The 16,626-nt window shown below is 39.3% G+C and carries 13 protein-coding genes, 1 tRNA gene and 4 pseudogenes; 9 read left to right on the top strand and 9 right to left on the bottom strand.

The annotated features are described in order from the left end of the window. Positions 1-17 precede the first annotated feature (17 nt). From MF1_RS06355 to MF1_RS07250, 5 genes and pseudogenes are all read right to left on the bottom strand, one after another. Complete coding sequence (locus MF1_RS06355) at positions 18-950, bottom strand: prephenate/arogenate dehydrogenase family protein (RefSeq protein ID WP_014924594.1); 933 nt, start codon at positions 948-950, stop codon at positions 18-20. A gap of 719 nt (positions 951-1,669) precedes the next feature. Further along, positions 1,670-2,734, bottom strand: coding sequence for a DNA polymerase III subunit delta (gene holA / locus MF1_RS06360; RefSeq protein ID WP_161510715.1), 1,065 nt, complete (start codon positions 2,732-2,734; stop codon positions 1,670-1,672). A gap of 4 nt (positions 2,735-2,738) precedes the next feature. Beyond that, positions 2,739-3,490: pseudogene (locus tag MF1_RS07175) on the bottom strand (ABC transporter ATP-binding protein). Then, positions 3,483-4,415, bottom strand: a pseudogene (locus MF1_RS06370) (ABC transporter permease). The pseudogenes MF1_RS07175 and MF1_RS06370 overlap by 8 nt, the downstream one beginning before the upstream one ends. A gap of 17 nt (positions 4,416-4,432) precedes the next feature. Next, positions 4,433-5,358: pseudogene (locus MF1_RS07250) on the bottom strand (ABC transporter substrate-binding protein). Positions 5,359-5,579: 221 nt separating this feature from the next. Between MF1_RS07250 and MF1_RS06380 the strand changes: the two are divergent. Further along, positions 5,580-5,654: transfer RNA gene (locus tag MF1_RS06380), tRNA-Gly, on the top strand. A gap of 240 nt (positions 5,655-5,894) precedes the next feature. Here MF1_RS06380 and thiD read toward each other — a convergent pair. Then, a complete protein-coding gene (gene thiD, locus MF1_RS06385; protein WP_011179933.1) occupies positions 5,895-6,758 on the bottom strand; it encodes a bifunctional hydroxymethylpyrimidine kinase/phosphomethylpyrimidine kinase in 864 nt (287 codons plus the stop codon). A gap of 143 nt (positions 6,759-6,901) precedes the next feature. Between thiD and MF1_RS06390 the strand changes: the two genes are divergently transcribed. The 3 genes and pseudogenes from MF1_RS06390 to MF1_RS06400 all read left to right on the top strand — a co-directional run bounded on the left by MF1_RS06390 (position 6,902) and on the right by MF1_RS06400 (position 10,494). Next, positions 6,902-7,696 carry a lysophospholipid acyltransferase family protein gene (locus tag MF1_RS06390; RefSeq protein ID WP_161510716.1) on the top strand — a complete coding sequence of 265 codons (795 nt, stop codon included), beginning with the start codon at positions 6,902-6,904 and terminating at the stop codon, positions 7,694-7,696. Between the two features lie 644 nt (positions 7,697-8,340). Next, a complete protein-coding gene (locus tag MF1_RS06395; protein ID WP_161510717.1) occupies positions 8,341-9,438 on the top strand; it encodes a D-alanyl-D-alanine carboxypeptidase family protein in 1,098 nt (365 codons plus the stop codon). 24 nt (positions 9,439-9,462) lie between these two features. After that, positions 9,463-10,494 (top strand): annotated as a pseudogene (locus MF1_RS06400) (CobW family GTP-binding protein). A 159-nt stretch (positions 10,495-10,653) separates the two neighbouring features. Here the strand turns inward: MF1_RS06400 and MF1_RS06405 are convergent. The 3 genes from MF1_RS06405 to MF1_RS06415 form a co-directional block, all read right to left on the bottom strand. Beyond that, positions 10,654-11,397, bottom strand: coding sequence for a L,D-transpeptidase family protein (locus tag MF1_RS06405; protein ID WP_161510718.1), 744 nt, complete (start codon positions 11,395-11,397; stop codon positions 10,654-10,656). Between the two features lie 38 nt (positions 11,398-11,435). Further along, positions 11,436-12,392 (bottom strand): acetyl-CoA carboxylase carboxyltransferase subunit alpha, encoded by a 957-nt coding sequence (locus tag MF1_RS06410; RefSeq protein ID WP_011179937.1) that lies wholly within the window; start codon positions 12,390-12,392, stop codon positions 11,436-11,438. 78 nt (positions 12,393-12,470) lie between these two features. Beyond that, positions 12,471-13,418, bottom strand: a complete 948-nt coding sequence (locus MF1_RS06415; RefSeq protein ID WP_161510719.1) for a site-specific tyrosine recombinase XerD — start codon at positions 13,416-13,418, stop codon at positions 12,471-12,473. Positions 13,419-13,677: 259 nt separating this feature from the next. Between MF1_RS06415 and MF1_RS06420 the strand changes: the two genes are divergently transcribed. The 5 genes from MF1_RS06420 to MF1_RS06440 all read left to right on the top strand — a co-directional run bounded on the left by MF1_RS06420 (position 13,678) and on the right by MF1_RS06440 (position 16,624). Then, complete coding sequence (locus MF1_RS06420) at positions 13,678-14,310, top strand: shikimate kinase (RefSeq protein ID WP_161510720.1); 633 nt, start codon at positions 13,678-13,680, stop codon at positions 14,308-14,310. Beyond that, positions 14,285-15,418, top strand: a complete 1,134-nt coding sequence (aroB, locus tag MF1_RS06425; protein ID WP_161510721.1) for a 3-dehydroquinate synthase — start codon at positions 14,285-14,287, stop codon at positions 15,416-15,418. The genes MF1_RS06420 and aroB overlap by 26 nt, the downstream gene beginning before the upstream one ends. A gap of 102 nt (positions 15,419-15,520) precedes the next feature. Further along, a complete protein-coding gene (locus tag MF1_RS06430) occupies positions 15,521-15,781 on the top strand; it encodes a hypothetical protein (RefSeq protein ID WP_042995527.1) in 261 nt (86 codons plus the stop codon). 35 nt (positions 15,782-15,816) lie between these two features. Next, entirely contained in the window at positions 15,817-16,212 is a 396-nt protein-coding gene (locus MF1_RS06435) for an MliC family protein (protein WP_014924608.1), read from the top strand. A 19-nt stretch (positions 16,213-16,231) separates the two neighbouring features. Beyond that, complete coding sequence (locus tag MF1_RS06440) at positions 16,232-16,624, top strand: MliC family protein (RefSeq protein ID WP_161510722.1); 393 nt, start codon at positions 16,232-16,234, stop codon at positions 16,622-16,624. Positions 16,625-16,626: the final 2 nt, after the last annotated feature.

Raw genomic sequence — 16,626 nt, forward strand, 5'->3', positions numbered from 1 at the left:
TTAACAAAAAAGCTTTTTTACGTGCTCTCTTTAGAAACATTATGACGCCCAAAATCAGGAGCATCAATTTCCTGCCCAGCAGCAATAATATTGCGGCGAACAGCACGTGTACGCGTAAAAAAATTAAACAGTGTCTCACCATCTTCCAAACGAATTGCCTGTTCTAAAGAAGCAAGCCCTTCACTAAAACGGCTCAACATTTCTAAAATGGCATCTTTATTATGCAAACAAATATCGCGCCACATAACGGGATCAGAAGATGCCAAACGGGTAAAATCACGAAAACCTGAAGCGGAATAAGCAATGACTTCTGAATTCGTCACTTTTTCTAAATCACTTGCTGTTCCGACAGTATTATAAGCAATCAAATGCGGCAAATGCGAAACAATAGCCAAAACAAGATCATGATGTTTAGGGTCCATCTTCTCGACACGGGCTCCACAAGCTTCCCAAAATGCTGTCAATCGTGCTACAGCCGAAGCATCACTTTCAGCAAAAGGCGTTAAAATACACCAGCGATTCATAAACAAATCAGCAAAACCAGCATCCGGTCCCGAATATTCCGTTCCAGCAATCGGATGACCAGGAATAAAATGAACCGTTTTAGGCAATAAAGGTGCCATTTCTGCAATAACTAATGCTTTTGTAGAGCCAACATCACTGACAATCGCTCCAGGTTTTAAAGAATCATGAAGCGTTTTTGCCACTTGTGCACTAGCTCCAACAGGAACAGAAATAATAACCAAATCTGCTCCCTCAACAGCTTCTGCATTATTTGTTGTATAAAAATTCCCAAGGTCTAATTCGCGTGCTCTTTTCAGTGTTTCTTGACGACGCGTTGCAATAGAAATATGAGCTGTGAGATTTTTCTTTTTAATCGCTCTTGCTAAAGAAGATCCAATAAGACCAATGCCAATGAGTGCTATTTTTTCAAAATGAATATAGAGCATCTTTCACCTTTAAAGATTCTTTGAAAACGGCAACAAAGTCAAAATCCGTCCGTCTGTTTGTTCAAGAGTTATGGATCAAACATTTAAAAAACCATAACCGACAAGAGAAAAGAATTATTAAAGTTACGCACCGTCCAACAATCATCCGAGCAACCCATTAACAAACCATTTTATCTAGAAAATATACCTCCAAAATTGGTGATAAAAAACGTAGCATCAAGCTCTAAAACTTGTCAATTTATTGTTTACACACACGCATCACTACACAGGATACAAATGCTCTCTCACAAGTTGTTGATCAATAATAACAACCGCTCTGCACAAAATATCACCAAATTTTATTCCAAAAAGCTTTCTAAAATACAAGCAAATGCCAATTTTTCTTCACAGAGTGAGTAGCTTGGATTATATCGCGGAAAAATTTTAAAGCAGCAATATAAACACAGTTTTTTCAAATGCTGAAAACTCCGCTAAACAATTGATGCAAAAAGATGCCGTGATTTTAAAAACATTTTTTCTCCCTTCGATGCCATAAATCAAGCAAATATGAGGTAAATTTGCTTTTCCAACAAAGAAAATTTGATAAAAATAACACCCTTAACACCCTTGTTGATTAGACAGATTCCTTGACGAAAATGATGTTCGTCTTTTATCAAACGTATAAAAACAAACAATCTTATGAAAGAAAAATTTATTTCATAAAACTTTCAAATAAACTCTCATAAAGACAGCTCAATATTTAAAGTAGTCATTTGGCGGCGCGCAATAATTGCTAGTGCCAAAAAAGCTTGACGAATGATCGCTTCCCCCAAAAGTGGATTTTTACGGCTCTCTAAAACAGCACCTTGGAGGCGTTCCATGGCATAAGAAATTTGTTCCATACCCCAATAGTTCAAAGCATGTTCAATTGTCTTTTTCCGCTGAAAAAAAATTGGTGGCTGCGCTTGTGAGATCACTGTAAAAGCACTTTTACCCTCAACATCTATTTGATAGCGTAAAAGCTGTAATTGTTGAAAGTGTCTTTGCGCAGTATTCAAAATAAAAAAAAGTGCATTTTGTAGTGTTGCATGTCGGCTAAAATGCGCTTCAAAACCTGCTATATCTCCCAATAAAACAGCGTCGATCACTTCATCTTGAGAAAGCGCACTAACATCGCTTACCACAGCTTTCACATCCTCAAGAGCAATATGTGTTTTCTCTAAAGCATAAAGACAGAGCTTTTCTAATTCACCACGCGAAACAAGATGATCCCCTCCCAAATGATGGAGCAACCACTTTCGTGCATCCAAAGAAATGGTCATCTTAAAATGATCCAAAACTTCATTAACTAATGTATCAAGGGCACGGATATCATCCGCAAAACAGGGCAAAGCCATCGCGATTGACGCCGATTCAATAATATTCCGTAGCCCTGTCCCTTTTTTGAGATCACCTGCCTCAATAAGAATAAAACTTTTCTCTGGTGGTTCTTTTATTAAAATCTTAAGCACTGCAAGGAAGTTTTTTTGATGAGCGCCGTTAGACACCCATATCAAACGATCACCCCCAAAAAGCGATAAAGTACGCGCCTCATCTACCAATCGAGCAGGATCTTTATCAATTTCAGCAGCATCCAAACGAACAGTCGAAAAAGGATCTTCTACAGCTATCTGTGTGAGCTTAACAAAACGTTGTACACGCTCGCAAACAAGGCCACGATCAGGCCCGTAAATGAGAACAATAGGAAAAGAACGCGCAAAGCGCGTTAGAAAGTGATCAACTTCATGCGCTTTTTTTTGAGCCAAAACATTAATCCATTAAAAATCCATCATCATCAAGAATTTTACTATGAACCTTTTGGAACAGACATCTAAGATTACTCACATCCAACCTTTTACATTCTTCTTGCCGCACATCCAAAATCACTTTGCCCCCATGCAACATCAGCCTATGATCTCCATGAGAGAGAGCCTGACGCATAGAATACGTCACTATAATAGTTGTTAATTTTTTCTCTTCAACGATTTTTTCGGTCAACCCCATGACAAAATCAGCCATTCCTGGATCTAATACTGAAGTATGCTCATCAAACATTAAAACATCCGCATGTGCTAAAGTGGCCATAACAAGACAAACCGCTTGATGTTGCCCACCTGATAAATTGTTCATAGGATTATGAATAAACACCTCAAGACCGAGACCTAATTTGGCAATTTCATCTCGAAAAATTGCCGTTTTTCATGATTTAAGACTGACGCAAACCATGGCGACTCTCGCAAAGAGCTGCAAGCGCCAAATTTTCTTCAATTGTCAAAGAACCACAGCTCCTCATTAACGAATCTTGAAAAACACAAGACAACCCTCCTAACTCGCTCACTTATCAATTGTCGAGAAACATTTTGTTCATTGATCAACACTTTTCCCTCTGTAAGAAGAATGTCTTAGCCAAAACACTAAGCAAAGTTGATTTGCCGGCACCATTTTAGCCAATAACGGTAACAAAGCTACCTCAAAAGTGTTTGCGGTTTAAAAGCAACCCTGACATGAGAGAACTCAATTATGTTTATGCCTCCTCCAATAGCGTGATACAATAAAGGGTTGAAAAAACTAAAAGTGCAGTGATCAACTGAAGATCCGTCGACGTATCAATACCAATCCCGTGTGGCTCAAATGCAAACTGTACTGCCATGTGGTAATAGATCCGACAATACAACTGATAATACTCCAAAAAATATTACGCGGACGAAATAACGTTTCACCAATAATAATCGCTGCTAAACCGAAGACAATCGTACCAACTCCACCAGTCATATTGGTAGCAATCACGGTTTGAATGTAAAGAGAGCTTCCAAGTGCAACGCACGCATTTGCGAGCCCCATACCAAAATAAATTAACCCTGACGTATAAACTCCTTGCACCGTAGCTATACGCGGATTGGCTCCCATCGCTCGCATGGCAAGACCTATCTTACTTTCCAAAAAACGCTAAATCAAAAATACCACAACCAATAATACAGAACCAATAAAAAGAGGACACACAAAAATATCAGACAAACAAAATATGCCATAAAAAGGTGTTAAAGTAGTATTAACAAGCGCCAAATTAACATTAGCCCCTCCCATAATCCCCATAATACGAAGATTAACCGTATAGAGTGCCGACATTGTTAAAATTGAAGCCAAAAATTTAAAATACCAAACCACAAATTCAGCAAAGCTGTTAACAAACCTGCCACCATAGCTGCAAAAAAAAGCACACATCATAGCTGTCCATGGATTGAAACCTAAAAGAATCAAAACACCACAAACACATGATCCAAGAAGAAACGAACCATCAACAGTTAAATCAGGAAAATCTAAAATGCGAAACGAGAGATAAACTTCAATCGCAACAAACGCATAACTAAGACCTAACTCTATAAAACTGGAAAATGCAAATATTCCAAAGAGCACCAAATGAAAATTAACATGCTTTATCAGGTCCATATCATGTCAAGAAAAGCCTATTGAATAATCTTTGTTGCGCGTTCAATAACCGCTTGTGGAATAACAATATCAGCCTTTTTGGCTGCTTTCATATCAATTCGGATCATTATTAGCTGTTTGCACAACATCAATATCGCCAGGCTTTTCACCCTTTAGTATACGTACAACCAATTTCCCAGCATCAACTCAGAAATTTACGCCCTGCGTCATAAAAGGACCCTGCCTAATGGCATTGGCATCGACCATAAATAAAGGAATTCGTTTCTTGTATAACCTTTGTTGCTCCCTCTAAAAAGAAATAACCGTATTATCGCAGGAACAAAAATGATATCGACCTTACGAATTAAAGCCCGTGTTGCTGCTTGAACATCAGAAAGTTTAGGCATTGATGAAGGAATGACTTCAACTCCAGCTTTACTTGCAACATCCTCTAACATTTTCAGTTTTGAAAAAGAATTAGGTTCAGAAGCATTATAAAGATAAGCAAGCTTTTTCAAATCTGGTTTCACTTCTTGCAAAAGTTTAACACTTTCTGCAACATCTATACGATCAGAAGTTCTGCCACATTACCAGATTTGGTAAGCGAAGACACTATTTTAGCTCCGATATAATAAGAAATCGCAGCAAAAACAATAGGAATTTTTTTTCGTTGCCACAGGCATTGTTTGTGCTGAAGAGGTGCTAATAGCAACAATTACATCAAGTTTATCACCACCAAATTTACATGCAATTTGTGTTGCTGTAGAATGTAGAAATACTGCCCTACGCTGATAAAAAAGTGAGTTCAAATTTTTTATCAGCGTAGGGCACGTTCTGCGAGCACATTCTCCACCCTTCGCGGACTGCATCCGCAGCAGGATGCAACATAATCTGTATAATCGCTGCCTTAACTTTCTCTGTTGTTTTTGCAAAGCGATTCATCGTAAAAATAGCCAGCCATCATGGCAACACAAAAACTTACGACTCTAAATATCATCACTCCACTCACATGTAATAATCAAGAGGGACAATTTATTGAAAGAAAACTTCCAAAATCAATTTTTATTTCCACTTTTTAAATCTTGAAAAATAAATTCACATTGAAATGTTATTTTTTTGTTGCAATTCGCAGAATCCTAGGTCATACAAACAGCGTTTGAAGTAAGATATGTTTCAAATGTATGAGCGGGTGTAGCTCAGGGGTAGAGCACAACCTTGCCAAGGTTGGGGTCGTGGGTTCGAATCCCATCGCCCGCTCCATGAGTTGCGTAGTGATCTGTTTTAACAAAAGTCTTCTTCTAGAATGCATTGTGTGTAGTTTTTCGTCAGGTTTTGTACCGATTTATTTTTTCGAAAGCAATTTTTCAAACTTTCAAAGCTTTTTCTTCTTTTTACTGCTAAATTCTGATTTTCGAAGTTTTTTTGCTCTTCCTACTTAAGATAAAACTAAATATTAGACCATAATGCTTCAAAACAATCATTTTTTCGAGAATTGTTCCTTTATCTTTCGTTCCATAATTCACAAAAATGGTGAACCGGACCACGTCCTTTCCCTACTTGCAAAGCACTTGAAGCCGCTAAAGTATTATTGAGATAGTCTTTTGCTCTTTTTACCGCGCAAATTAAAGGCTCTGTCGGCAAAAGTGCTGCAATTGCAGCCGCAATCGTACAGCCTGTACCGTGATCATTGGGGGTTATGAAACGGAAGGCTTCAAGTTTCATAACCTCCTTAGAATCACAATAAAGATCTGGGCTGGACCGATCGTAATTGGCCTCATTTGTATGAGAAAGGCTGTTTAGATGTCCACCTTTTAATAAAACCGCACCACAACCAAGTGCCAAAAGCTGTGGACCATATTGGTACATAGCGTCTAACGACCATCTCACTTCACGTCCCAACAACATAGCTGCCTCAGGTAAATTCGGCGTGATCAGAGTTGACAGAGGAACAAGAACATCACGAATAATTTCAATCGCATCAGGCTTTAAAAGAACATCACCACTTTTTGCCACCATAACCGGATCAAAAACAATAAAACGAGCTTTATGGTAAGCTAAACGCTCTGCAATAGTTTGAGCAATTTGAGCATTTGCCACCATACCAATCTTAACGGCATCAACACGAATATCTTCAAAAACCGAATCAATTTGGTCGGCAACAAAAGACGCATCCAATGCATGAAAAGCACGTACACCTTGTGTGTTTTGTGCAACCACAGCCGTAACCACACTCATGCCATAGGCTTTCATTGCTGAAAAAGCCTTCAAATCCGCTTGCATTCCAGCACCACCAGAAGGATCAGTCCCTGCAATAGATAAAATCCGTGGAATAAAAAGAGTGTCTTGGCTAACCTGTAATTTCATCAGTCCCTTTCCTTATGTTTTTAAATATCAAAAAATAAATACCCTAAAAAGTAGATGTTTGAAAAAACATAAAAAAGAGATATTTCTTCGCGTAAAGTGGGCTATATACACAGTCTTCTTGTAAATATAAAATGGAAAATATAGTGCTTATCCTTCGTTCCCTTCTTTTTACATTCGCTTTTTATACAACAACTTTCATACAAATGATTCTTTACGCTCCTATCTATTTTTTACTGCCACGCAAAAAAGCATGGATTGTGCCTAAAACATGGGCGCGCGTTACACTCTTTTTGCAAAAACACATTGCAGGTACAAACTACGAAATTGAAGGATTAGAAAATCTCCCGAACGGAGCCTATATCATCGCTCCAAAGCATCAATCCGCATGGGAAACCTTTAGTCTCATCCCTTATTTTGATGATCCCGCTCTCATTCTAAAACGTGAACTGACGTGGATTCCATTTTTTGGTTGGTACATGGCAAAAACACAAATTATCCCCATTAACCGAACAACCCCCATTAAAGCCTTGAAAACCATCATACAAAAAGCAAAAGAAAAAGCAAAACAAGAGCGCCAAATTTTGATCTTTCCCGAAGGGACACGTCGACAGCCAGGTCAAGAACCAGATTATAAACCAGGGATTTTTGCTCTCTACAATGAACTGGGACTTCAAGTTGTTCCCATTGCTCACAATGCCGGTTTATATTGGCCACGCAACAATTTTCGCCGCTATCCTGGAATAATCCGCGTTCGCATTCTTCCTCCTATAGAGGCTGGTTTAAGCAAAAGTGATTTTATAGAGCGACTTGTCCAAAAAACAGAAAAAGCCTGTGATGAATTGCTTTTATTAGCAGCACAAGATTCTAGCCCTCCACCTATGCCACCCTGTGCTATTAAAAAGCTTCAAAAACTGAATCACTATGAAGCAAGACATTAATTTATAAAGATAATTTATCAATTTTCCTTTTACTGAAAAGACTAAAGACAGGAAGTTTTTCTCATTTCAAATCCTCTAATTTAGAATCAAAAAAACGTTTGCTTGCACATTCCAAGAAGAATTGATGTGGGAATCAAAATTGTTTAAAAAATAACGCAATATGCCTTTTATGAATCATCTTATTGCAAGAGCAGATACAACATTGGGAGCTGAAAAATCGAATAATGGTTCTGGTGTATCTTTTATAAGTGTAAAGGTGGTAGTAACCAAGAAATCTATCTTTTACTAACACTGCCGAGAGATGCGATGGGGGCAAGGTGAAAATGTCTTTTTGAGACACGACCGTGAATGATCAGCACAATGACTCACTGTTCTTCGTGAGGATTATAATCTCCTTAAAGAACGTGAAAAAAAAGCGTAAACTTCTTAGCAATTTTCATGATTTAAAAGATATTGTTTTCAATATTTTCGAAAGCCGTAAAACCAAAAAAAGGGAGATGGTAAAAATGGATGCTGATTTTTATCCCTGAAGAAAAATGGATACCATCATTAACCATTTGTCCCCTCTATTCTGGACTCAAAAGCATTGTGTGCTACATTAAAATAATTCTAAATCACGCATAAAAAGGAATTGGACTCATTGAATGCGACAGCTCCTCTATAACTTGTTTTTGTCTTTCATTTTGAATTTGACGAGTACTATCGTTCTGGCGCAACCCTTTATCTCTGTTGATGTTACAACGGGACGCATCTTAGAACATAATCAAGCTTTTGAGCGCTGGTATCCTGCCTCCTTAACAAAATTAATGACCGCTTATGTTATTTTTCGCGCTATGAGCATAGGAAAAATTTCATCCAACAAACACATTACCATCAGCGAATATGCAGCGAAAGCTCCCACATATCATTCAGGCTATAAAGCTGGTTCTGTTCTTACACTTGATACAGCCTTAAGTATCACCATGGTTAAATCTGCCAATGATTTGGCCATTGCTATGAGTGAAGCGGTTGCTGGTTCACAAAAAGCTTTTGTGCAACAAATGAATGCCGAGGCTCAACGTTTAGGCATGTTTGGAACCCATTTTACCAATGCAAGTGGCTTACCAGACCCACATAATTACTCCACAGCACGCGATATTGCTCTTTTAGCAGTTCAGATTCGCCGGGAATTTCCTCAATATGCCCATTATTTTTCTATTCCAGCCATTGATTTTGGTAACAAACGAAAGATTCAGCCCAATTCAAATAACCTCATTGGTCGTTTTGATGGAATAGATGGCATGAAAACAGGCTTTATTTGTGCCTCTGGCTTTAACCTTGTTGCCTCAGCAACCCGCAATAAGCGCACAATTATTGCTGTTATTCTAGGATCTAACACCATAAGTGAAAGAGAAGAAAAAGCTGCACAACTTCTTGAAAGAGGTTTTTTGCATCAAGGATCGCTCCAATCAACACTAGCAACACTAGAACCCTATGGCACTAAAATGATACAAGCAAGCGATATGAGACAACAAACATGCACGCCTGAAGCCATGAAAATGCATGCGAATTCTTATGATGATCAAGGCAATATTATCCTTAATTCACCTTTTATCGCTGCTTCGCCTTCTTCTTCTCTTCCTTTACCTGTACGACTCATTAGCACGCCACAGACACCTAAAATCAAAAGAAAACCTTCTATTCCGCGTAAAAAACAAGCAAACCGCCGCCCTATGAAAAAGGCTTCAAGCCACACTCGATGATCCTCTCATGAGAAAACAAAGCGCATTCCTCTTACGCTTATTACCAGCTTTCTAGGCTCTGGCAAAATAACCTTGCTCAAACGTATGGACACTCTTTTGGCTGATAGTGCTGCTATCATCAATGAATTCGGTGAAGTCAGTATTGACCACCTTCTGGTTTAAAAAACCATTGAACTTGCTAACGGTTGCTTATGTTGTAATTTATGCAGTGATTTCATTGATACATTAATCGATTTGGTTGATCGCGTTCATACAGGACATCTTAGACAACTCAATCGCATTATCATTAAAACAACAGGTGTACCTGATCCAAGCCCTATTTTACAAGCTCTTCTAAGCCATTCATTCTTAATGCATGCATTATCCATCGATGCTGTTCTTGCAACATTTGATACAGTAAGCACGCTTTTCATCTTTGAGCGCTATCCTGAAATACAAAAATAAATAGCGCTTGCTGACAAAATTATCCTCACAAAAACAGAACTGACTGACCAAAAAACACTTTCAAATACACTCCTCAGCACACTCAGAGTGATTAACCCGATGGCGTGGAATCATCGATATCTGTTCTGACCATTGGCTGTTTAAGTGCATTAATTAAGTAAAACATTATGGAATGAAAAAAGAAAAAATTTAGAACTTAAACAATGGTGCATTATTGTTCCACATGATTATACTCACCAGTGGACTATTCGTTCTTTTTCACTAGACTGTAAAAAGCCTATTGATTTCGCCACTATTAACGGCCTTTTTAGATCTCCTAAAAGAGCTTTATGACGCAAAATTACTACGGATCAAAGCAATTATCGCATTGCGTGATGACTCACATCGTCCACTTGTTTTGCACAGTCTACAGACATTTTTTATCCGCCAATAAAATTGTCAGCATGGCTAAAAGGAATCACTCAAACCCGTCTTGTCATCATCGTTAATGGTGTTGAAAAAGAAGTGATACAAAAACTCTTCAATGCCTTTTTAAACAAACCGGCAATAGATACTGCAGACAAAACCGCTATATTGGACAACTCCTTGATTATTCCAGGAATAAAGTTTTAATTTTTCTTCCGACCTTCAATAAATAAAATTCTTTGATAGATACGTTATGGACTTTCGAACACCTTCCATGATATCTCGCCGCAAGCGTTCACATATCCTTTAGAAGAATAAAAACATTCTGAAAAGTAAAGAGATCTGCATTTTGCAATAAAATGACACTCACTGTATTAAAGAAATTGAAGTTTTATTAGTACTGAAAACATAACGCTTTTTATAAACATCAACTGTTGGAGGCTTACGATTCTCCTCAAAGAAATCATAACCCTCTTTGAGCATAACCCAGAATTGATAATGAGGATCAGTGCTATGGCGCTCCATATTAGCGTTGGTCATCCGGAAAGGAAAAGCCTGCAATTGAAATTCTTTTTGTCCACCTCTAAAAGCATCCCGTGCAAAAGCATAAATCTGTGCCATATTCTTATCGCCCATGGCATAACAACCAACGGAAAAGCAAGAACCGTGTACCATAAGATTGCTTCCTGTACGACCATGCGCCTGATCATAAAGGTTGGGAAATCCTATATTAAAAGAAAGATAATATTTCGAATAAGGATTCATTTGATCTGCGCTAATCGTATAAAAGCCTTCCGGTGTCTGAAGATCCCCTTCCTTATATTTAGGTCCAAGCTGACCCGACCATTTGCAAATGTCATAGCGCGCCACCAGTACAAAAGGCCCAGAACGGGACTGTTTCCAAATTTCAGCAACATTTTCTTCCTTAAAAAATCTCATCATAATCGGCGCATAGGGATCGATATTATGCAGAACCATTTTATTTTGGACTTCTTGGGGGAGCGGCTGCTCAATTTTAGCACGAATAGAAGCCGGCAATCTTTCCTTGCATGCCGTTAATATTCCAATTGCAAACAAAACACATGCTGCGAAGATTCTATTGAATGTCATCGAATAAAACTCCAATCCATCCCCTTACAAAAAACCACTTATGTTAGAGACCGACCAATTTGAAGATATTTTTCCCAACGTTCTTGTTTAAGAGCCTGGCCCTCTTTGCCAATCATAGATTCTAAAGCAACAGAGATAATATTGCCTGTCGCATCAATCACAGCCTCTTTATCCCGATGTGCTCCTCCCAGAGGCTCTGGAATAATGCCATCAATAATCTTTAACTGGTACAGATCTTGTGCGGTAATACGCAGATTCATTGCAGCATCTTTCGCGCGGGTTGGGTCACGCCATAAAATAGAAGCGGCCCCTTCTGGTGAAATAACAGAATAAATCGCATGCTCCAACATATAAACTTTGTTGGCCGCAGCAATTGCGATCGCCCCACCTGATCCTCCTTCTCCAATAACAACCGAAACAACTGGAACTTTTAAGCGCAAAGTTGCTGCTGTTGATTGAGCAATTGCTTCTGCTTGACCGCGTTCTTCAGCACTCACACCAGGATAAGCGCCTGCCGTATCGACAAAAGTCAGGAGTGGCAAACCAAAACGGTCAGCCATTTCCATGATACGTACAGCTTTACGATATCCTTCTGGACGCGCAGAACCAAAATTATAGCGCAAACGTGTTTGCGTATCGTGACCCTTCTCCTGACCTATGTAAGCGATTGCTTCACCTTTAAAGCGTGCGAACCCCGCCTGAATAGCCTCATCTTCAGCAAACTTGCGGTCTCCTGCCAAAGGTGTGACATCACTCAATAGTCGTGCAGAATAATCCATAAAATGGGGACGATCAGGGTGGCGAGCTACTTGTGTTTTTTGCCACGGCGATAATTTTTTATAAATATCACGCAATGCCGTTTGGGAACGCATTTCAAGACGCGCGATCTCGTCTCTCATATCAAGACTGCCTTCTTCTTGAGAAATCTTTTTTAATTCAAGAATTTTCCCATCGAGATCAGCAACCGGTTTTTCAAAATTAAGATAATTATACATTGCACTCAACTTATTTGGTGTAAGTTATATACTTATAATTTGCTTTATAAAGTATTTTTCAAAAACATCACCTCTTCTTTACTTAACTTTCTGCGCCCTCTGCTCGTCAGCAAGTGGATGATGCTCATTGACTAAACGATAAAGTCCTGCTTCCAAAACATGTGTATAAATCTGGGTTGTAGCGATATCAGAATGGCCTAACAAATGTTGAACTGCACGCAAATCAGCACCATTTTGCAAAAGATGACTAGCAAAAGCATGACGCAACACATGGGGAGAAAAGCCACAACTTTTTATCCCTGCTCTTCTTGCAAGACCTTTCAGCTCCCGTGCAACAACCTGACGAGCAATATATCCCGTCTCTGAACGCGCAGGAAAAAGATAAGGACTCGCAGCATCCTTTCGCTGATCACGCAAGCTCAACCACTGTGAAAGAACTTGGCATGCTTTTTTCGATAAGAGGACTATACGTTCTTTTTTGCCCTTACCGCGAACTAAAATACTGTACTCCTTCCCGCGGACAGCCTGCACCGGAAGACTCACCAACTCACTGATGCGCAGCCCTGTTGCATAAAGCATTTCAATCAATACCTGAAGACGCAATGCGCGGAAATGACCTTTGGACCCATAATCTGCCTGATTGACTTCCAACTGCGCCAAATCAAGCAATTTTGTCACCCCATCCTCACTTATAACTTTGGGCAAAGGACGCCCCTGACGCGGTGCATCAAGATCATGCGAGGGATCATCAACTCTCATTCCCTCTGCATAAAGAAATTGATAAAACTGACGCAAAGTCGACAAACGACGCGCTTGTGAAGACGCTGCAAAACCAAGAATATGCATGAGCGATAAAAGACCAATTAAATCTTCTTTTTGTGCTGAAAAAAGCGAAACAGAGTGCAAAGACAATTCGTCTTGTGCCCATTGCAAATCATGCTGATAAGCTGCAAGTGTATGCGTAGAAGCCCCTCGCTCCGCACTCATCATCTCGAGAAAATGATCTATCACAGCATTACTTTTCATTTCATTGATTCGCTTCTGAAGAAAGGTTCCATGAATCCAAGGGGACATCAATATACATATCCACAGTTACCGGTTCAACCCAAACCACGAGAATGACCATTATACTGAAAAGAACAGCAAGCAAAATGAAAAGAATCATCAAAAATCTAGTCAATGTTGGCATAAGATAATACTATCCAAAAATACTCTATCACTTAATCATGCCTTATAAAGATTAACAGGAATTGACTTTAAGGCGGATAAATGCCGAAATAAAGTCATGAAAACTAATCATCCCGAACATATCCCGATAACACAAATAAAAAAGCAGCTTTTATCGTCTCTTGATAAACGAGCACTTGTACTTGTTGGTCTTATGGGTGCAGGCAAATCAGTAATCGGAAAACGCATTGCTACCATGCTCGGTTTGCCCTTCTACGATTCTGACCAGGAAATTGAAAAAGCTGCACAAATGACAATCATTGAATTTTTTAAAGTTTATGGTGAATCAGAATTCCGTGCTCTTGAACAGCATGTTACTCTAAGCCTCATGAAAAAAAGTCCTCTTGTTTTAGCAACAGGTGGCGGTGCCTACATAAATAAAGATATCCGACAAGTCATTAATAAAAATGGTATATCTATATGGCTCAAAGCAGATCTTGATATTCTCATGAAACGTGTTTCGCGACACCCAACGCGACCACTCCTTCAAACAGCAAACCCTAAAGAAACCATGAAAAAACTCATGGAACAACGCTACCCTATCTATGCAAAAGCAAACTTAACAATTAACAGTTATAAGGAAAGCCGCCATACTGTAGCACAAAATGTTATACGGTCTGTACAGAACTACATCTATACAGAAATTAACGATAGGAATAACCAGCATGCAAACCAAGACCGTCACTGTTAAACTGGACAAGCACTGTTACGACATCATCATTGGTCCAGGTCTGGTCGCACAAGCTATTTGGCAGATTAAGCATTCGCTTCACAAAAAAGATCTTCATCAAACGCGTTTTGCACTTGTTACAGATAGCAATGTTGCATCTCTCCACTTAGATACATTACAAGCAGAATTAACAAAAAATAAAATCCATACTGTTCCAATTATTGTCGAAGCAGGCGAGCAATCAAAATCATTTTTAACTCTGCAAATCGTCATTGATAGAATTCTCGCTGCGCGTTTAGAAAGAGGCGACTGCGTCATTGCTTTTGGTGGTGGTGTCATTGGCGACCTAGGAGGGTTTGCCGCAAGTATTATACGCCGTGGAATGAACTTCATTCAAATGCCCACAACGCTTCTCGCACAAATTGACTCTTCTGTTGGGGGAAAAACGGGAATCAATAGCCGATATGGTAAAAATCTTATTGGCGCTTTTTATCAACCGCAATGCGTTATTGCTGACACGTGTTTCCTTGATACACTACCATTACGTGAATTTCGCGCTGGCTACGCGGAAATAGTCAAATACGGTCTTATTAGCCAGCCTGATTTTTTTGAGTGGCTCGAAAAAAATTGGCAAAAAATTTTTTCGAATGGCCCAACACGAACGGAAGCCATTGTCCGCTCATGTCAGTTTAAAGCTGACATTGTAGCACGCGACGAACACGAAACAGGAGAACGTGCATTATTAAACCTTGGTCATACATTTGGACACATGCTTGAAACAGCAACTGCTTACGACTCAAGCCGTTTAATCCACGGCGAAGCTGTAGCAATTGGGATGGTTCTAGCACACCAATTCTCTGCTCAACTAAATTTAATAAACCCCACCCTCATACAACGCGTTGAAGCACACCTCAAAGCAGTGGGATTGCCTACGCAGCTAAAAGATATCCCAGGGAAGCTCCCCGAGGCTGAAACATTGATGACTCTCATTGCGCAAGATAAAAAAGTTTCGCAAAACAATTTGACCTTCATCTTAACGCGCGGCCTTGGTCAATCATTTATTGCAAAAACTGTTTCACCAGAAACAGTTTTGGCTTTTCTGGAACAAAAATTGGCGGAAATTCGTTAATTCATATTGAATATAATTGATTCGTTTTTATACTTCTATTACAAGGATTAATGATGATGTCTGCGTAGCTCAGTAGGATAGAGCACAGGATTCCTAAAGAAATTGGGCACTTTAAGGAGAAATCCTCAAAGTGAATCTGCTCAAATTCGGGGAAAGCTTCATGGGAGACTATATGCCAATCCCGAGCCAACCCTCTCTTCAGAGGAAGGTGTAGAGACTGAACGGGCAGCACCTAAAGGACAAAAGCTCAAGGTGAAGAGACAGTCCAGACCACAAACAGCCTGTCAAGCTGGCGATGAAAATCGAAGTGGTATGAATCCTGGGGCCGCAGGTTCGAGTCCTGCCGTAGACACCATCGTATAAGTCAAATTATTCTTTCTGCACAGTAAGGAAGTATTATGAAAAAAACTTTACACATTTTAGGATTTTTCTCCGCTTTAAACCTATCACTCTTCAGCTTAACCAATGCCTTCGCTGGTTCTTTAATCCTTGAAGTACCAGACAATCCAGAACCAACAACACAGACCATTGCTTATCAGTGCGATACTGGAAAAAGTAAAAAGCATGTTGAAGCAGTCTATCTTAATGCTGATAATATTTCGTTGGTTGATTTCAAATGGAAAGGTGATCGCGTCATTGCCGCTAATGTCATTGCTGACACGGGAGTAAAATATGCAGGGGCCCAATACATCTGGTGGAAAACCAATAACGAAGTCATGCTTTATGATCTTGCTCATGACCCAGAAGAAAAAAAACCTATCCTCTGTAAAGATCAATCAACATTATTATTCTGAATAACATTTAGAAAGTATTATGAAAAAAAAACCTTTTACTATACGATTTTTCGTCATTTTAAGTCTATCACTCTTCGGTTCAATCAATGCCTTTGCTGATTCTTTAATCATTGAGATACCAGATAATCCAGAGCTGATAACTCAGACAAGTTCTTATCAATGTGATATGGAAACAAACAAAGAGCATGTTGAAGTAACCTATCTCACTGCCGGCAACATTGCGTTAGTTGATTTCAAATGGAAAGGAAAGCGCATCATAGGTTCCAATGTCATTGCTGCTTCTGGAGCAAAATATGTGGGAGGTCCATATATTTGGTGGACAAAAGGAAACGAAGCCTTACTTTATGATCTCGTTAATGATCCAAAAGAAGAAAAGCCCATCCGCTGTGTAGAAGAAAAAAGCACGGAGTAAAA

Origin of the sequence: Bartonella quintana, assembly GCF_009936175.1 — a bacterium.
GTDB classification, from domain to species: Bacteria; Pseudomonadota; Alphaproteobacteria; order Rhizobiales; family Rhizobiaceae; genus Bartonella; species Bartonella quintana.